Here is an 18,171-nt window from a genome sequence, read left to right as displayed (position 1 = left end):
ATCGGCTTTCCGCTCCAAGAGCGGCTCTTGAAGTACCAATAGAGTCCGCTTACAAGCGGGCCGTTATATAATCGATAATGTCCAGGCACAGATGGGTGGTCCGGTCGTTCACATCCAGTTCGGGATTCAGTTCGACCAGGTCCATCGACTTGATCAGATTGGTGGAAAGTATATGTTCGACGAAATCCTTGAACTCGTCCGGCATCAGTCCTTCGCACACGCGTGTTCCCGTACCGGGAGCAAAGCGGGGATCGATGCTGTCCACGTCTATGCTGAAATGGACATTCCGTATCTTCCGTTCCTTCAGCTTCCGTTTGATATCTTCGGCAACAAAGCCGATGCCCTTCTGGTGGATCATGTCCATCGTATAAACACTCAACTGCTCACGCTCGATCAAAGCCTGTTCCCCTTCATCCAGGCTCCGGGTTCCGACCAGGAAGACATTCTGCGGATTCACCTTGTTGCCGGGCGCATAGATATTGACTAATTCCTCGCTCCCCATCCCCATCAGGGCGCTAAGCGGCATCCCATGAATATTGCCGCTGGGAGAAGTCTCGCTCGTATTGATGTCGCCATGCGCATCCAGCCAGATGATGCCGAAATCGTCAAAGCACTTTCCCACTCCTGACGCACTGCCCAGCCCTAACGAATGGTCTCCGCCGATCACCAGCGGGAAAGCCCCTCCGCGCAACGTGTCGTAGACCAGCTCGGCCAGGTTATTATTGACCTCGACAATCGCATCTAAATATTTCAGACTCCGCCCGCGGGCAAACTTATCCGCCTCCGAAACCGGAGGAACATACAGATTGCCCAGGTCGAAGGCCCGATGTCCGTTTTTACGGATAATCTTCATCAGGCCCCGTTCACGCAGGTGGTTCGGGGCGCGTTCCACCCCTTCGCGGTCGCACCCTAAGTTGAGTGGGACTCCTATCACATTTATCTTCATAGGCAATCAAAATTGAGCGAATGTATCTTTAATAATGCCGACGGCCTCCATCATCTGATCCCGGTCGATAACCAACGGAGGAGTGAAACGGATGATATGGTCATGCGTCGGCTTGGCGATCAATCCGTTCTCTTTCAGCGCCAGACAGATGTCCCAGGCCACTTTCCCATCCCGCGGCACGGTGACAACAGCATTCAGAAGTCCTTTTCCCCGCACCTGGCGGATCATCGGATTGTCGATCTTCTCCATTTCGCTGCGGAAGAGGACACCCATCTCGAAAGCATTCTCCGAAAGATGCTCGTCGCGCACCACCTCAAGGGCAGCTATCGCCACGCGGGCAGCCAACGGGTTACCGCCATAGGTGGAACCATGTTCGCCCGGCGCGATCGTCAACATGATCTCATCATCCGCCAATACTGCCGAGACAGGCGTGACACCGCCGGACAAGGCCTTCCCCAAAATCAGAATGTCAGGATGGACATTCTCGTAATCGCAGGCAAGCAGTTTGCCGGTGCGCCCGATACCCGTCTGGATCTCGTCGGCGATAAAGAGGACATTGTGTTGCCGGCAAAGGTCATGGCACTTCCGCAGATACCCTTCGTCGGGGACGACCACGCCGGCTTCCCCCTGTATCGGTTCCAGCAGGAAACCGACAACGTCCGGATCGTTCAACGCCTCTTCCAATCCGCCTACATTATTATATTGCACTTTGATAAAACCGGGCGTATAAGGCCCGAAGTCCGCATACGAACCGGGATCCGTGCTCATGGAGATGATCGTGATCGTCCGTCCGTGGAAGTTCTCGCTGCAAACGACGATCTTCGCATGCTCAGGAGCGATCCCCTTCACCCGGTATCCCCAACGCCTTGCCAGTTTGAGAGCCGTTTCGACCGCCTCGGCCCCGGTGTTCATCGGCAACAGTTTGTCATACCCGAAGAACTTGCAGGCAAACTCCATATACTCTCCCAAGATATCGGCATGGAAAGCACGCGACACCAGTGTCAACTGCTGTGCTTGGTCGGTAAGCGCCTTAATGATCTTCGGATGACAATGCCCCTGGCTCAGGGCGGAATAGCCGGACAGGAAATCAAAATACCGTTTTCCTTCCACGTCCCAAACATAAACTCCTTCTCCTTTCCGGAGAACGACAGGCAGGGGATGGTAGTTGTGCGCACCATACTTCCCCTCACGGGTGATGTAATCTTCCGGTCTCATCTTCTTTCAGATTTAAAATTAGCAGACTGTAAGCGTTTCTTACGTCCTTGTTCCAAAGGTACGGAATAAAGCTTACATTATGTCATGCAAAAGAGTATGTTAAGAAACATACGTTAGTACCATTCCTTTCTGTCGTTTCCTGCATAGGTAACTCTCGTTTCCTACCGAGGAAATTATCGTTTCCTGCCGAGGGAATTTCAGTTCCCTGCTGGGGAAATTCCGGTTTCCTTTAGGAGGAAACTGGAATTGGCTGGTTATCAGTGCCAATCAATGCACAGCTTGAGATCCGTTTTTTTACTTCATCCAAAGTGTTTCACTTACTTGTATTTTATCCATAAACCAGGGGAATATGTTGTCCAAATGGTATTGTTTTGTCCTGTAACCCACATATTTTGGAAAATTACAGGTATTTTTTCTTGCCGATTCGGAAAACCTATTTACCTTTGCAACGATTCCGTAGTGGGCAGCGGCTCACAGAATGCGGGATCGATTACATATTGTAAGCATTTTACGAAGATTATTCCAATCCTAAAATCTGCAAAATTTTAAGCCTGACGGAATAATGGACAGTAAATGCTTGCGCTGGTTACGTATAAATTTATCTACCATTTTTATGGGAGGATTGTTATATCGTATAAAGCGCGAGCTATTGTTCTATTATTGTTAGGCGGGCTTTGCAGAGCCTTAGGATTAATAATAGACAATTAGCCCGCGTTTTTTTTATGCCCGTTCATAATCATTCGCGGGGAGTTGTTTTCCCCTTCGTGAAATTAGTTGTTGGATTTTCAAACACTATTTTATTAACAATTAATTTTTAATGATTATGAACAAGAGATTTTCTACTCTTTTGGCTGCCGCACTGGTAGCAGGTGGATTGTCAGCAAATGCACAGATTGGAGGAACTGTTGCGACAGAACTTACTTCTACTCCAGCTCGCAATTATATGCTGACGACAAGCCGATTTTCCACTGGGAACATCGGCAATGTCATTGCAACTGAAACAACTACTGGTACAGCTTATGCTAAACAAGTTACTGCAAGTGCTACGGGGGTTAATACCCAATTATGGACAATCAAAGTAACAACAGTTGCCGGTTCCAACCGCTTTGTTTTAGTTAACAAAGAAAATGGCATGACTTTGTCTTTTGATCCTAAGTATGCCATTGCTGCAGATGCAAGTGGCAATGTTCCTGCACCGACAGCAGCGGATGATAATGCCTATTCTTTGGAAGCTGCATCCAATGACACAGAATGGACATGGGTGTCGGCTCCGAATGCCACTGCAGAATTAGATGACGTTGTTAAACTGACAAGTGCTTTCCGTGCTGACTCTACGATGTCAATTGCAGTTGCAACAGGTGGCTATCTGTATGCATATAAATATGCAAATAGTACAGCAACTGTTACTTTGACAAGTGGCACTCAATTGGCACTTCAAGCTGTTGAACCGGGTAGTATTTATATGACTCCGGCCGATCTGAACGTATTAGGTATAACCGACAAGTACTTTACACTGAGCACCAACAAAACCGGTTTAGTAGGAGCAGATCAATTGACCGGAAGAAAGTTCCATGCAGAATCATCTGCTACTACTAATGCTGTTTATTTGAGAAATTTGAAAGCTGATGGCACGTTGGATAATAGATATGCCTATGTCGATACAGCGTTCCATGTTGGAACAGGAACGAACCTGAACACATGGTATAAGTTTGCGAACACGAAAACTGCTGGAGATTATTCTAAACTGGCAAGCCCGGCTGCTTTTGATTTCTTCATTCAACGCAATTTGTTCAAAGATAGCGTAATCGTATCTGTACCTGTAGGCGCATTGAAAGAAGAAGGTGCTGCTGATGCAACCGGTTCTAAATGGCAGACAGGCCAGAGTAATACAACAATTAAGACTTATCTGACTGTTTCTGCAATTAAATTAACTCCGAGCACAGAAGTGCTGACTCTTTATTCAACTCCAAAAACAGAAAACTTGCTGTTTGCCGTATCTTCTCCTGAAGCAGATGAAACTCTGACTTCTGTTGAGGATGGCGTATATTTCATCAAGAATAAGAAAGGTCAGTATTTGGCTGTCCCGGTTTATAATGCATATGACGAATATAGCGGATATCCTACTTGGGTAACCGTAAACCCGGACGAACAAGATCCTGCTCACATGCCAGCATACCAGTGGGTTGCCTTAAAAGACAAAACTTCTGATAAAGCAGCTAAAACATCTACAATCACATTGACAAACCGTGAGTTTGCAAAGACAACTGATTGGGATGGATCAAAATATGTTGTTGTTGATAATGATTATGCAACTATCCAGTTGAGAAAAAAAGCTGGTGCAGAATTTATGTATGTTTCCGTTTATAGCAGACCGTTCACAACTTCAGATTCTTTGGCTTTCGATGCTGTTCCTGCAACAGCCTTGAGCGATACTTTGCTGGGGTATAAGAATATCGACGCCAATGACCTGTTGGTAAATCGCTACACATTCAATTACCTGCATGCTTATACAAAGGATAAGTTTATTGCTAAATCGGCAAAAGACTCTTTGGCTACAGTGTTGGATGGGAAAGCCGTATTTGCGCTTGAAGCAGATGGCGCTATCGCTGATTATGGTTACGATGTAACTAAAGCAGGAAGTCGTATCGCTGGTTTGAAACAGTTGAGAAGACAGGCTTACAAGGTATATGTCCCAGCTAAGAATGATGCTTATTTAGGTATAAACGACGAATCTAAATATGCAATTTCTGCAAATATGTATCCTTCTACATTCTTCTTCAAAGAAAATAATGACTTAACTGGTGACGATAATTGCTATCATGCAATGATCCGGTTGAGTGAGTATGTTGAGAATTCAGGAACAGTAGATGAATTTACATATCTGGGCTATTCTAAAGCCGGTGTAACCGACGATGATTTGTCTGCAACATTGAAGAACCAGGTATCATCTGAAACAAGAACTTCTGCATTCCTGATCGGCAAATACGATGCTCCTTTGTATCGTCGCTTCGATTCTGAAAAACTGGAAGGCAATGTTGGTGATGCAGCCGATACATTGCGTTTCAAAGAAAAATATCGTAATGAATACCTGCAGGTTGAAAATAATGATAACTTCAAGGTTAAAGGCATTGATTTCTTAGGTATCTATACTCCGGACTTCACAAAAGATGGTAAATCATTCATTGTCGATACTGCATTCGTAAACCGTTTCAACGGCAAGATCAAACCGCAGTACCTGATCTCTATCGATCGTCAGGATGCTCAAGATGTAGCAGGTGTACCTTGCGATGCCACGAACCATAAACACGTAGATGCCAACGGTAAAGAGACAGATGCCGATCATTGTGTTCACGCAACACCTGCAACACGTGGTTTCGCGTTTGGTAAATATCTGGTAAACTTTGCTGACTCTGTTACAAATGCAACAGCAGACAAAGGCAATTATGCTTGGAAGGGTTACACCCGTGCAGGTTTCGTGAAGGCTGCCCATATCGGGGATAGCTTGTATATCCTGACAGGCCAGTTTGCAGATGTAACTGCTGCCACTCTGGACACAGCTGCGATCCACAAAGCAATCAAAGACAATAAGTATGCTTCCAAATATCTGGTTGACCTGATCGCAGGCGAAGACAAACATCAGCTTGTAACATGGTCTATGCGTTTCGTAGATCCTGAAAATGCAGCGAATGAAGAAGAAGATGACCGCGCATTCTTGATGGAATCCCAGAAAGCCGCCACGGATAAAGACATTGCTCCTGTTAGCGGCCAGTGGTTAAAAATGCAGAATGGCTGTATCGCTCTTTCTGGTACTGCAGGCGCCGAATCAACTTTCGACCAGTTCACCGGTTCGGACGATGCATTGATCTTCAATATCGAAAAGGGTTCGAAAGAGGATATCGCAACAGACAACGAAGCGATCGCCACATCTGAAATCGCCGTTATCGCAGGCGAAGGTCAGGTAACCATCGCTAACGCTGCCGGCAAGAAGGTTGTTATCAGCAACATCCTCGGCCAGGTAGTAGCTAATACAGTAATCGCATCTGACAACGCTGTAATTGCTGCTCCCCAGGGTGTGGTAGTGGTAGCCGTTGAAGGTGAAGAAGCTGTTAAGGCAATTATAAAATAATAGAAACAAAAAACAATCCCTTGCCGGGGGATTCATCCCCCCGGCAAAAGGAAGATATTTATAATCAAATAATTCTAAAATGTTTGGCCGCGTGCCGTGAAAACGGCAATTACCCTGCGACAGGCGAACAGGCGGCCGGATTTAATATTAATAATACTAAAGTATATTGAATTGAAAAGTTCAATGTAGCCGGTAGCCCTGTGAAGGACGAAAGCATACAGAAAACAAGCCCCGAAGGTGATCGACATCTTCGGGGCTTCGTTGGTTCGCCCGGCATGGATGTTTTTTTAATAGAATCACCGGTGTTTGGCTAATCTGCCAAAAGCTGAATCTGCAGATTTATCGACTTTACAAATATCGGAATCAGAAAATCAGCATATAGGCTCTGTACTTGGTCTCTTTTGTGACCGGGCAGAGAGAAATATATCCTTCTCTTATTTTCCCGTCTTTCATTTCAATCGGATAGGCCTTTTTCATGAAACAATGTTGCTCGTAGGCTTCGCCGGGTTTGCTTGTGTAGGTGATGCGCATATCGCCCCGGGCGTTAGGCGCCAGGTACTTTTGGCTGATGCGCAAGGCTACCATCCCCATTGTGTAGCGCATGTTCACTTCTATGCAGGGGTGTATGGCGAATTCGCCGTCTGCTTTTCTGCGATAGACCAACATGTCCACCCCTAAGTAACCGGTATAGATGTTTCCATATATCTGCCGGATTGCCTCTCCCACAGCTTCTTTCAGTTGCTGGAATTTGTCTCCGAAGTTTTCAACAAAGAAACTTTCCAGATATGTCTGTTCGCCCAATGCATTTCCGGAATAAGCCCCTTTCTTTTCAGCTCCGAATACGGAAAGCCCTTCATAGCGTACGTTCCCGTTCCCGTCCGAATAAAACTCCATCGCGAAATCCTGGTATTTGTTCAGCGCACATTCAATGCTGACACACCCCTGTTTGTTCAGCGCCCCTTCGATCCAGACGCGGTCTTTGGCAGTCAATTTGCGTTCCGGCAACCAAAGCAGGCCCCTGCCGGAAGACGAATAGGGCGTCTTCAGCACGAAAGGCGCATTCTGGAGGATCAGGTATTTTTCCACTTCCCTCATTTTTTTGCAGAATTTAGGCGATACCGGCACATCCATATCAGGCAGGAGTTCCCGTATTTTGTCCAGACATTCGGCTGCTGCCTGACGATTTGTCAACCGGACATATTCTTCTTTCCATTCCGGGATCGTAAGGTTCAGGTTGCCGCTTTTCCGAAGCTTTTCAAAAAAGGAATGGCTATGCGGAGAAAGTCCCCAGGGAGCAGCTTGCATTTCGGGCAGACCGCTCTGCTGCTTTTCGATCTCCTTGCGTGAGATCAGCTTGGCAAACGGCCTGAACTCCTTAGGCTGTAGGGAGAAGAAACGCGGTGAAGCGATCTCTTCCGTAAAGACAAGATCCTCCGGGTCCGCGTACCAGACCGGAAGATAGGATAACTCCCTGATCATCCTTTGCACGTTTGCGGGCGGAGTGTAATTTTCAGAGCCTTGTAGTATGGCGGTTTCGTGTCCCGGGTTAAAGAAATGTATTTTAGGTTTCATGCTATATGTATATAATAGGTATATAAATTAGGCACAAATTACACGGACCACACGGATTAATTATTTTCTTCCCGTGTAAATCCGTGTAATCCGTGCCTGATAATTTATATCGGTTTATGGAATATTGCCGTTTTATTCGAGGTTCTCGTCGATGGCGTCGATCTTTTTAATGATGAGTGCCATTTCGTCTTTTAGTTTGTCGATCTTGCGTTCCATCTCTTTGAGCAAACCGCCGCCGCCTTTGGAGGAGATGCTCAGGAACCCGATGTTGTTTTCGTAGGTTTGAAGTTCGTTCTTCATCCGTTCGTACATGCGCATCAGTTTTTCCCGTTCGCCGTAGAGTTTGCCTTTCCCCCGTTCGCCGTTGCTCATGTCGTTGAGGTTACTGCGGAAAGTCTGCATCTTGCGGTCGTTCTGATCGACTTTGAGACGGTCGAACTGTTTGTCGACTGCTTCGTGATATTCCTTATAAATCTTATCTTTCTCTTTGAAAGGGACATGGCCGATCGTGTTCCATTCTGCCATATATCCTTTCAGGGCAGCGAGTGCCTCGTCATGGTCGGCTTCGTCGATTGCGTTGATCTTTTCCACCAAAGCTTTTTTAGCCGCCAGGTTCGTTTGCTCCACGCTCCTTTGAGAAGATACATTCTTGTTCTTTTGTTCGAAGAAATAGTCGCAAGCCGAGATGAAACGTTTCCAGATCGCATCAGAATGTTTGCGGGCTACCGAGCCGATCGTCTTCCATTCTTTTTGCAAGGCGATCATCTTTTCGGTCGTGCTCTTCCAGTCCGTGCTGTCTTTCAGTGCTTCGGCTTTTTCACACAAGGCTTTTTTCAGTTCGAGATTCTTTTCCATCTCGTCCTTTATATTCTTGTAGAATTCGCTTTTGCGGTTGAAATAAACGTCGCAGGCAGCGCGGAAACGTTCGAATATCTTCACGTTCGATTTCTTCGGGGCGAAGCCGATTGTTTTCCATTTGTCCTGCAAGGCAATTACTTCCCTATTCTTTTCTTCCCAATCTTTGAATGATTTCAAAGCCGGGAAATCGATGTTTTCTATCTGTTCGCAGATGGCTGTCTTGGCCTCCAGGTTTTCCTGTTCCTTCGCTTTCAGCCCTTCGAAATGCTCCTGATGGCGTTTGTTGATGATCGTGGAAGCGGCTTTGAAGCGGGACCAGAGGTCTTCGCGCAGTTCTTTCGCTACCGGACCGATTTCGCGCCATTGCTGGTGCAGCTTCTGAAGCTGATGGAAAGCGGATACGACATCCGGTTCCGTTTGCAGTTTCTCGACGGTTTCGCAAAGAGCCGTTTTCATTTCCAGGTTCTTCTTGAAGTCGTAATCGCGGAACTGGTTGTTTATCTTGATGATGTCGTAGAACTTCTCACTGTATATCTGATAGTTCTTCCACAGTTCGTTGACGTGCTCCTGCGGAACGGCTTTCACTTCTTTCCATCTCTGCTGGATGTCCTTGAAGTCGTTATATAGTTTATTGAAATCTTCCTGGCTTTCGGTCAATGCTTTCAGCTGGTCGATGAGTTGGAGTTTCAAGGCATAATTGGCCGCTTTAACCCGTTCTTCCTCGGCAAGGATGGCAGCCCGTTTTTCTTTGTAGACGTTGAGCAGTTCTTTGATCCTGCTTTCGGCTTCGTCTTCGGGGGCGACAAAATCCTTTTCTTCACCACCGGCCGTAAGGAATGCTTTCTTCAATTCGTCCACTTCGCTCCGGTGGATTTTGTAATAAGCCTGTTTGAGTGCTTCCACCTCGTTGCGCGTCGCGTCTGCTGCCGCTTCCACCAGACCGTTCAGTTTCTCCAGAATTTCTTCTTTCGACAATTTTCCCGCAGCCGCAACAGTCTCTTCACCTGCCGCAGCTTCGTCCGTTTTGACTGCTGCTTCAGATGTTTCTTCTGCTGCAACTCCGGCGTCCGGTGTTTCGTTTGTTACAACTTCCTCCGCCGTGTTTTCCGGTGTTGTTTCCGGAGCCTTAGTTTCTTCCAATTTGCCGTTTTCTTCAGTCGGCAAATTAGTTTCGTGAGTGTCCTTCATATTCAATCGCATTTAGGAAAAGGATAAATGTATCCTATATCAAGTCACAAATTAAAGTAAATATTTTGGGATTACAGCATTTGGGAGCAAATAATTTGCAGGTAGATGTTAAATTAGGCACAGATTACACGGAAAACACGGAAAGAAAATAAATTTGTCCGTGTTTTCCGTGAAATCCGTGCCTCAAATATAATCCGTGTTTGAAATTATCCTAAGAACGAGATCAGTACGCCGGCGGCTACGGCTGAACCGATGACGCCGGAGATGTTGCTGGCCATGCAATATTGAAGTACATGGTTCTTGGGATCGTATTTCAATGCTATTTCATTCGCGACACGTGATGCCATCGGTACGGCGCTCAGTCCGGTCGCCCCGATCAGCGGGTTGATCTTCTTCTTCGTAAAAAGGTTGAACAGTTTGACGAAGAAGATACCTCCCGCAATGGAAAGGGCGAACGCGAGGAAGCCCCCGATTACGATACCGATTGTCGTGAAGTTCAGGAATGCTTCGGCTGTCATGGTTGCACCGACCGATAACCCTAAAAAGATGGTCGCTGCATTCATAATGCTGTTGGATGCGGCATCGAAGAGGCGGAATGTATTGGTCCCGATCTCCTTTACCAGGTTACCGAACATCAGCATACCGATCAAAGGAACTGCGCTCGGAACGAACAGGGCCACGACCGTCGTCACCACAATCGGGAAGATGATCTTCAGAACGCGCAGGTTCTTGATCTCTGTCGTCGACGGGTATTTCTTTTCCTGCTCTTTCATATTGATACAGAGTTCTTTCTTTGAACAGAAAAGCTTGACTACCAGTGGGATGATAACCGGAACCAACGCCATGTAGGAATAAGCCGCAATGGCGATCGGGCCTAACAGGTGAGGAGCCAGTTTGATGGTCGTGAAGATGGCAGTCGGTCCGTCCGCTCCTCCGATAATGCCTAAAGCAGCGGCTTCTTTCGGGGTGAATCCCATCAGGATGGCTACCAGCAAGACGGTGAAAATACCTAACTGGGCAGCCGCTCCGAAGATAGACAGCCGCAGGTTACGCAGCATCGGCCCGAAATCCGTCAGTGCTCCCACACCCATAAAGATGATAGGAGGGAGGAACCCGGTCTTGATCAGCATGTAATAGATGAAGTTCATCAGCCCCAACTCGTGTGCAATGTCATGAAGCGGCATTTCCCAGATGTTCTTCATCACTCCGTGCACGTTGATCAGGCCGTTTTCGTCAGCCTGTATCACGCCCATGTCGCCTCCGGGAAAGTTCGCAAGCAGCACGCCGAACGCGATCGGAACGAGCAGCAATGGCTCATACTGCTTTTTTATACCTAAATAAAGCAGTATGAACGCTATGGCATACATGATCAGGAACTGCGGTTCAGCTATGATATTGCTGAACGCAGTCATCTCATACAGATTTTGAAATATCTCGTTCATTCCTGTATCGTCATTAATACGTCATCTTCAGAAACGGCGTCACCGGCAGCCGCACAGATAGCGGTAACGGTTCCGCCAAATTCGGCACGTACGGCGTTGTACGTTTTCATGGCTTCCACGTAGCAGAGCACATCTCCTTCCTTTACGACATCTCCCACTTTTACAGGCGTGTCCGAAGCGCCTTTCACCAGGAAGAATTTACCTTCCAGCGGCGAGAGCACTTCTTTGCCGGCACCGGCCGGAGCAGCTGCGGGTGCAGATGTTGCGGCAGGAGCGGATGCTGTTTCCGCAGGGGCGGCCGTGTTTGCTGTGTCTCCGAAGGCAACGGTCACTTTGTAGGCCTGTCCGTTCACATCGACGGTCATGACCTGGGGTGTTGTCGGCAGGGCCATGGTCACGTTGGCAGGGGCGGCTGCCGCGGATGCGGGCGTAGTGGCGGCAGGTTGGGCTGCAGTCTGTTTTTCCGCTCTTTTCTTGGCTACGTCGGCTTTGAATTCCACTTTGGCTTTTCCTGAACGGTAGGCTTCATACTGTGCCGGATGCATCGCATATTCGAACAGTTCTTCGTCGTCTTCGCCCGTTTCCCATTGTTTTTCGTTCATCAGCTTGCGATACTTGTCGAGCGCGTCCGGGTAGTTGTCCTGCGGATTCCCTTCGAAAAACTCACGGCCTTCGGCTTTCGCCTTCTCGATGATTTCCGGCGCCAACGGGCCCGGCAGGCGTCCGGCCTTGCCCAAGATCATGTCCCAGATATCGTCGGCGATCATGCTCCAGCGGGCTTTCCCCTTTTCCATCTGCATCACGTTCATGAGCGCCAGGTTCTTGACATACTGGCTGAACGGGGTCACCAATGGGGGGTAGCCGACACGCGGCCATACATAAGCCACTTCGTCGAACAGCTTGATCAGCAGCTGGTCCTGGCTCATGAGCGGCTTGTTGTTCTTGATATTGTTCTTGTTGATTGTCTCCAGGTTCTTTTCGAGGTCTGACATCAGGCTTCCCATCATGCCGCCCGGCAGTCCCGGACCGATCAGCAACGAGTTCATCAGGCGGTTCTTCGGACTGATATACAAACCGAGGAAGTCATCCATGAATTCCTGGATCAGGCTGCGGACTTTCATATAAGCCTCCATGTTGATTTCCGGCACTTTGTAGCCGGCATCCTTCAACATCGCCTGTACGGTCAGCAGGTCCGCATGGCCTGTACCCCATGAAAGCGGTTCCATGCCGACATCGATGTAATCGCAACCGGCGTTGCATACTTCCAGGATCGAAGCCACGTTGAATCCGGGGCCGGCATGGCTGTGATACTGGACCGGGATTTCCGGATGTTTTGCCTTGATGTTGGCCACGATCTGTCCTAATGAATGCGGACGGCCTATGCCGGCCATGTCCTTGATGCAGATTTCATCCGCTCCCAGTTCGATCAGTTCCATTGCCATCTTGGTGTAATATTCGACCGTATGGATGGGCGAGTGGGTGATGCACAACGAACATTGCGAGATCATCCCTGCCGCTTTCGCATACCGGATGGAAGGGGCGATGTTGCGTACGTCGTTCAATCCGCAGAACGTACGGGCGATATCTGTTCCCTGTGCTTTTTTTACCTGGTAGAACAACTGGCGAACGTCGTCAGGTACGGGACTCATGCGCAGGCCGTTCAGTGCGCGGTCCAGCATATGGGTTTGTATGCCGGCCTCATGGAACGGTTTCGTCCATTCGCGTACGGCTCTGTTTGGGTTTTCACCGAATAATAAGTTTACTTGTTCGAATCCTCCGCCATTGGTCTCTACGCGGGCGAAACATCCCATCTCGATAATGGCCGGTGCCACCCGTGTTAGTTGGTCTACGGTGGGGACATATTTTCCGGCAGATTGCCACATGTCACGGAAGACCAAACTAAATTTGATTTCTCTTTTCATGATAAATTATATATAATTACTCTTACAACTTCTCGATCTTGACGACTTTCCCTTTTCCCCCCGTCACGACACTGACCGCCGATATGATGGCGGCGGTAGTCTGGTTCGTAATGCCGGCAGCCGGTACGGATGCCGCCGCTTGCCTTTGTGGTGTCACTTGTTTTTTTACAATAATCTCTTCGGGCGCATATTTGTTTACCAGTACGATCAGGCCCTTCCCAAGATTGATAACGATCAGCAGGATAGCGAAGACAGTGGTCATTCCCACGATCATTAGCAAAAGTCCAGTTTCTATGTTTTCCATACTCATTAATTGACGGGAAAGCGTGCGTTTGGTGTGGCTGGCACAATCCTTCCCAAGTTAAAAATTCAGCTACAAAATTATGAAATTGTCTGAAATTCACTTATAGATTCTTCATAAAAAATATGAAAAAGGTTCGGACTTTTCGTATCTTTGCCTCCCTGAAAACAATTTGTAATTAAATCATGGGAAACTTCTTTAAATCATTATTTTCTTCTTCTAAGGCGACAACGCCCGAAGAAGAGAAAAGCAAGAACGATCAGAAAAATTTCGATATTCTGAAATACGACGGTGTCCGCGCCCAGAAGATAGGCCAGGTGGCGTATGCCATCAAGTGTTTTACCGGAGCGTTGAAGTTGCAGGAGGATTTCGAGACGATGACTTATCTGGTCGCTGCCTATACGACGGCGAATAAGGCGGATGAAGCGCTCGAAGTGCTGAACCGCATGGTGGAGCTTGAGCCGGACCATATCAATACGCTTCTGACGCGTGTGAACGTGCTTTTCATGCTGGACAAGGATGCGGACGTGATTGCCGATTGCCGGCATATTCTCGAACTGGAAGAGACGAACCATTTGGCCTGGTTCCTGATGGGGAAGGCGAAGCGGACGACTTCCGACCCCTTAGGGGCGATTGCCGACCTGACGAAAGCGATCGCCTTGAAAGAAGATTTCACGGATGCCTATCTGATGCGTGCCCGGATATTGTTGTCGATGCAGCAGGCAACCGAAGCGCTTCCCGATGTGGAAAAGGCCATCACGCTGGCTCCGGAAGAAGAAACTTCCTACTTGCTGCGCGGCCGTATCCATGAAGCGATGGGCAATATCGACGCTGCTGCGGCCGATTACCAGAATGTGTTGGAGTTGAATCCGTTCAATGACGAGGCGACGTTGCTCGTCGGCCAGCTCCTGATCACGCAGGAACGTCTGGATGAAGCCATTACTTTCTTCGACGAAGCGATCGACCTGAAACCCGATTTCGGCAAAGCATACGCCGAACGGGGCCGTGCCAAGAACCTGAAAGGAGACAAGGAAGGCGCCTTCGAAGATCTGAAAAAGTCCATCGAACTGAACCCCGAAGGCGACGAAGCCCGGAAGCTGGAAGGGCAGCATACGAATTTCAACGATATGTACAAGGGCGGGATCTTCTGAGAAGGATGATTCAGATTTTACAATAACCCCCTGTTTTTTCTATTTCAACCCGAAAACCGAACCTTTTCGGGTTGTCTTTTTGTAAGCGGGCCGGAACATTTTGTGACGTGCAGGCAGCACGTCTGCGCGGTTCGTCTCCGGTACATGTGTTTTTGTCAATCCGGATCTTGTTTTCCTTGACAATCCGGTAAACCTTAACTTCCGGAGAGTCGAATATCCGGATCCTGCTTGGGGATGGTGCAGGAATATGGAACGTATAAAGAGCCCGGTCGCAGGGAGGCCGGCAGCCCTTTCCCGTGACGACCGTCTTCATCGCGCTGGCGACCGTCTTCGTTGCCATGACGACCGTCTTCATGCAGGGTGAACTGCACACTTCAGAGCCATGAAGACGGTCGTCATGGGAATTTTCTGCGCACCTCGCGGAAAATACCTCCGGAAATGTCTGTTGCCGCTGCTGGAGAAACCTTTTGGAAAGGTGGTTTTGACAGCTTTTTTCTTGTTTCTATGGGCGTTTTTTACAATATCCCCAGGCTTTCTCCGATATTTTTACCGGTTCAGCGTCAGGCCGGTATCTCTTAAAAATAAAACTTATTGTCATCTCTGGCTTATTGTACGGTTTTTCAAAATACCCGTTAGTCTGAATCGAAACTGTAGCACATGAAATTAGGATTTCTACCCCATATTTTTCAAATTACACGCAGGGGTAATATTTTTTAAGAAACTTGTATTTCTGCAAGATGCTGAATAACAGAAAAATACAAATATATGCCTTTTGAAGGGGGTTATTGTGCGTTTTAACGTCTTTCGAAGTCTGGTGTTCTGTGTTTCTTAGACCTCTTCAGGATTGCTTATTATAAGCTGATAGCCGGTTCCCCGATGGGATTTGATTTGAATAAAGGGCATGGGGGCCAAGCTTTCCCGCAAGCGCACAATAGCGGCAGAAACCGCATCGCGTTCCGCTTTACCGATCTTTTCCTTTTTTAAGGCATTTCCGAGGATTTGTGAATAGATAATTTGAGGCGCTATCACTGATTGTTGAGAATTAATCAGATGAGTAAACAGCTTCAGGCCTTGCCCGCTTAAAGTCACATATAGGTTTTTGTATTTCAAGATGCCGCTTTTCTTGTCGAACCGTAATCCGAAAGGTAAGGTCCCTTCTTTGGAAAAAGAACGGACAAAAGCGACAACCGGCTTCTCTACAATTTTTGTTTCTACAACTTTCTTTTCAAGCAATACCGCGTTTAGTTTTTTTATTCCCCATTTATAACTGCCGTATAAAATTCCGACAAATAAACCATAAAAGAGTAAAAAGAGAAGGATGGAATCTGCCCGTTTTAAAATAAAGGAAAGCGGAATTTGCACAAATGCTTGTAATTCTATATTGTCTTCTATATTTTTATTCTTCCGATATATAACAGGCTTCAAAGCGGTAGCTTTTTTCATAAAAAGGCTATCGGTGTAACTTATCGTTGTTTTCTCTTTACGCTTACAACGCACCGCTGTTTGTGATTCCATACCTAAATCTGCAAGTCTGGCGCGAAAAAGGCTATCCAGGAAAATCCGGTTCGGATCATTCAGAGACAGATAGTCCTGGTCACACCATCTTTCTTTTTCTTCATAGGAAATAGAGTCCGATAATAATAATGTCCCTCTATTGGTTTTTATCGGTATGGAACCCAATCGGGTGTTTATTTCTTTACTGATAGCATCTTGAAAAGTAGCAGAGGCTTCAGTGAAAATCTTTTTACGGCATGAAAGGAATCCATGCCAGACCATTATCAAACAAAACAAAGTCATACACATATATAATAATATGCATAGTCTTTTAAAAAAAAGGATTTTGTCTGTATGTCTATTCTCTTCTTGCATGTTGCAAAAATATAAAAAATGGGCATCTATATAGGCTTTTCTCTTCAGATATATGTAATTCAAGTCCGAAGAAAACCTACAGAAAACCTACAAGAAGTCAGGAAATGGCATTCTATTTATCTGGGTAGTAGCGAATTGTAAAATATGTGGCACAAACCTATTGACATCCGAATTATATATCCCTACATTTGCCTCAAAAACAAAAGTTATGAAAAAAAGAGTTTTAGCAGTAGTAATTGTTTTGGTTTGTTTGGGTGGAGTTGCTTGTATCAAGACATTGTCGACATCATCTGTCGGCTTGCCTCAATTGGCATTTGATAATATTGAGGCTTTGGCGTCCGGTGAGAGTAGTGCTTATAGGTGTTACGGGATAGGCGATGTCGACTGTCATGGTGATAAAGTTGATAAGATGTATAGTGGCTATAGTTTAAAATGACATGAGAATCTTCCTATACATATTATTAATAGGAATAAGTACATTAATCTCCTGCAGTGGTTCACCCGATTCCCTTTACCCTCGGTATACAACTTTTCCTGATGAGAAAATGGTAGCCACGCAGGAGATTTCTATTGATTCTGCCTTTTTCCGTTATCCCTACCGGGTAGCGGTAAAAGACAGTATCGCTGTCATCATGGATTTACATAATGACAGCCATTACTTTTACGCTTTTACTTATCCGGAGTGGAAGCCGATCGCACCGTTCGGAAAGCGTGGAGAGGCCCCCGGAGAAATGCTTTCGGCAGAGATGTTCCAGTTTTCTGCATTGGATTCAGTCTGGACATTGGATGCTAACCGGATGCTGATCACGCGCTGGTCTGTCTCTCCGACGGGCAAGACCGTTTTGCGCAAAGAGGAAATAAGATTAGATAAAACATTAGTTCGCTCTTTAGATTTCTATCGTACAGATTCAGCCTTTCTGATCACAGACTACTTAGGTGATTTTCGTTATCACAAAGTCAGTCATAGTGGTAAACCGATCAAAAACATAGGTAAAATTCCCACCGAAATCAGCTATGAGCAAGATATTCATCCCGCCTTAGCACAAGCTTGGCGTAGCTTTACCGATTACAACCCGAAAAACGGGATATACGCGATGGCGACCCAATTGGGAGAAGCCCTTGAAATATACAATTTGAAAACTCAAACTCATAACGTTATATACGGTCCTGCCGGAGAACCCCAATTCATTGCAAAAGGAGGCGAAGGATTCCCGACCGGCATCAAAGGGTTTGTGGACATACAAGTCACAGACGATTATATTTATACCGTTTTCGATGGGATGTCCTGGAAAGAGCGGGACAAATTTTACGAACGCGGCATGTCTGCTCCCAAAGGAGGCCATTTCCTTTACGTGTTCGATTTGGCAGGAAACCCGGTTCGAAAATATACGCTCGACAAAAATATTTTAGGCATCCATATCAACGAAAAAACAAACACCGGAATTGCGACCTGCGCGGAAAGCGATAATCCGATCGTGACATTCAAACTATAACAAGAAAATGAAACAACTGCTCTACATATTATTCCTATTATTTTTGTTAGCCGCTTGCCGGGAAAACAAGAAAGAACAATTCGCCCGT

At 46.8% G+C, this 18,171-nt stretch carries 12 protein-coding genes and 2 pseudogenes; 4 read left to right on the top strand and 10 right to left on the bottom strand.

Going from position 1 to position 18,171, the window contains the following annotated elements:
* Window positions 1-49: 49 nt before the first annotated feature.
* Together rocF and rocD are read right to left on the bottom strand one after the other, a co-directional pair.
* Entirely contained in the window at window positions 50-946 is an 897-nt protein-coding gene (gene rocF, locus RDN79_RS16425) for an arginase (RefSeq protein ID WP_298547792.1), read from the bottom strand.
* Between the two features lie 6 nt (window positions 947-952).
* Window positions 953-2,161, bottom strand: coding sequence for an ornithine--oxo-acid transaminase (gene rocD / locus RDN79_RS16420; protein ID WP_298547795.1), 1,209 nt, complete (start codon window positions 2,159-2,161; stop codon window positions 953-955).
* A gap of 823 nt (window positions 2,162-2,984) precedes the next feature.
* On the opposite strand from rocD, the gene RDN79_RS16415 reads away from it, so the two are divergent.
* Complete coding sequence (locus RDN79_RS16415; RefSeq protein ID WP_298547797.1) at window positions 2,985-6,287, top strand: DUF6383 domain-containing protein; 3,303 nt, start codon at window positions 2,985-2,987, stop codon at window positions 6,285-6,287.
* A gap of 363 nt (window positions 6,288-6,650) precedes the next feature.
* Here the strand turns inward: RDN79_RS16415 and RDN79_RS16410 are convergent, their stop codons facing one another.
* From RDN79_RS16410 to RDN79_RS16390, 6 genes and pseudogenes are all read right to left on the bottom strand, one after another.
* The gene (locus tag RDN79_RS16410) at window positions 6,651-7,859 is read right to left on the bottom strand and encodes a hypothetical protein (protein ID WP_298547800.1); all 1,209 of its coding nucleotides are present in this window, start codon (window positions 7,857-7,859) and stop codon (window positions 6,651-6,653) included.
* Window positions 7,860-7,991: 132 nt separating this feature from the next.
* Window positions 7,992-9,905: a DUF349 domain-containing protein gene (locus tag RDN79_RS16405; RefSeq protein ID WP_298547802.1), complete on the bottom strand. Its 1,914-nt coding sequence runs from the start codon at window positions 9,903-9,905 to the stop codon at window positions 7,992-7,994.
* 206 nt (window positions 9,906-10,111) lie between these two features.
* Complete coding sequence (locus tag RDN79_RS16400) at window positions 10,112-11,347, bottom strand: sodium ion-translocating decarboxylase subunit beta (protein WP_298547805.1); 1,236 nt, start codon at window positions 11,345-11,347, stop codon at window positions 10,112-10,114.
* Window positions 11,344-11,715 (bottom strand): annotated as a pseudogene (locus RDN79_RS19090) (acetyl-CoA carboxylase biotin carboxyl carrier protein subunit); the annotation flags it as partial. The pseudogene RDN79_RS19090 and the gene RDN79_RS16400, both read right to left, overlap by 4 nt.
* Before the next feature lie 24 nt (window positions 11,716-11,739).
* Window positions 11,740-13,269: pseudogene (locus RDN79_RS16395) on the bottom strand (oxaloacetate decarboxylase); the annotation flags it as partial.
* Between the two features lie 22 nt (window positions 13,270-13,291).
* Window positions 13,292-13,573, bottom strand: coding sequence for an OadG family protein (locus RDN79_RS16390; protein WP_298547809.1), 282 nt, complete (start codon window positions 13,571-13,573; stop codon window positions 13,292-13,294).
* 182 nt (window positions 13,574-13,755) lie between these two features.
* Between RDN79_RS16390 and RDN79_RS16385 the strand changes: the two genes are divergently transcribed.
* On the top strand, window positions 13,756-14,721 hold the full coding sequence (locus RDN79_RS16385) for a tetratricopeptide repeat protein (RefSeq protein WP_298547812.1): 966 nt from the start codon (window positions 13,756-13,758) through the stop codon (window positions 14,719-14,721).
* A 10-nt stretch (window positions 14,722-14,731) separates the two neighbouring features.
* Here RDN79_RS16385 and RDN79_RS16380 read toward each other — a convergent pair whose 3' ends face one another.
* Complete coding sequence (locus RDN79_RS16380) at window positions 14,732-15,061, bottom strand: hypothetical protein (protein ID WP_298547814.1); 330 nt, start codon at window positions 15,059-15,061, stop codon at window positions 14,732-14,734.
* A gap of 488 nt (window positions 15,062-15,549) precedes the next feature.
* Entirely contained in the window at window positions 15,550-16,590 is a 1,041-nt protein-coding gene (locus tag RDN79_RS16375) for a hypothetical protein (RefSeq protein WP_298547817.1), read from the bottom strand.
* 208 nt (window positions 16,591-16,798) lie between these two features.
* Between RDN79_RS16375 and RDN79_RS16370 the strand changes: the two genes are divergently transcribed.
* Together RDN79_RS16370 and RDN79_RS16365 are read left to right on the top strand one after the other, a co-directional pair.
* Complete coding sequence (locus tag RDN79_RS16370) at window positions 16,799-17,026, top strand: NVEALA domain-containing protein (protein ID WP_298547819.1); 228 nt, start codon at window positions 16,799-16,801, stop codon at window positions 17,024-17,026.
* A 1-nt stretch (window position 17,027) separates the two neighbouring features.
* Window positions 17,028-18,083: a BF3164 family lipoprotein gene (locus RDN79_RS16365; protein ID WP_298547822.1), complete on the top strand. Its 1,056-nt coding sequence runs from the start codon at window positions 17,028-17,030 to the stop codon at window positions 18,081-18,083.
* Window positions 18,084-18,171: the final 88 nt, after the last annotated feature.

It is taken from the genome of uncultured Parabacteroides sp., assembly GCF_902493135.1.
Taxonomy (GTDB): Bacteria; Bacteroidota; Bacteroidia; order Bacteroidales; family Tannerellaceae; genus Parabacteroides.
The sequence above is the reverse complement of the archived record's forward strand: the minus strand, read 5'-3'. Positions and strand labels throughout refer to the sequence as shown.

Excerpts from the sequence above, each read along its gene's own strand:
- rocF (WP_298547792.1), bottom strand. The coding sequence starts at position 946 with ATGAAGATAAATGTGATAGGAGTCCCACTCAACTTAGGGTGCGACCGC.
- rocD (WP_298547795.1), bottom strand. The coding sequence starts at position 2,161 with ATGAGACCGGAAGATTACATCACCCGTGAGGGGAAGTATGGTGCGCAC.
- RDN79_RS16415 (WP_298547797.1), top strand. The coding sequence starts at position 2,985 with ATGAACAAGAGATTTTCTACTCTTTTGGCTGCCGCACTGGTAGCAGGT.
- RDN79_RS16410 (WP_298547800.1), bottom strand. The coding sequence starts at position 7,859 with ATGAAACCTAAAATACATTTCTTTAACCCGGGACACGAAACCGCCATA.
- RDN79_RS16405 (WP_298547802.1), bottom strand. The coding sequence starts at position 9,905 with ATGAAGGACACTCACGAAACTAATTTGCCGACTGAAGAAAACGGCAAA.
- RDN79_RS16400 (WP_298547805.1), bottom strand. The coding sequence starts at position 11,347 with ATGAACGAGATATTTCAAAATCTGTATGAGATGACTGCGTTCAGCAAT.
- RDN79_RS16390 (WP_298547809.1), bottom strand. The coding sequence starts at position 13,573 with ATGGAAAACATAGAAACTGGACTTTTGCTAATGATCGTGGGAATGACC.
- RDN79_RS16385 (WP_298547812.1), top strand. The coding sequence starts at position 13,756 with ATGGGAAACTTCTTTAAATCATTATTTTCTTCTTCTAAGGCGACAACG.
- RDN79_RS16380 (WP_298547814.1), bottom strand. The coding sequence starts at position 15,061 with ATGGCAACGAAGACGGTCGCCAGCGCGATGAAGACGGTCGTCACGGGA.
- RDN79_RS16375 (WP_298547817.1), bottom strand. The coding sequence starts at position 16,590 with ATGCAAGAAGAGAATAGACATACAGACAAAATCCTTTTTTTTAAAAGA.
- RDN79_RS16370 (WP_298547819.1), top strand. The coding sequence starts at position 16,799 with ATGAAAAAAAGAGTTTTAGCAGTAGTAATTGTTTTGGTTTGTTTGGGT.
- RDN79_RS16365 (WP_298547822.1), top strand. The coding sequence starts at position 17,028 with ATGAGAATCTTCCTATACATATTATTAATAGGAATAAGTACATTAATC.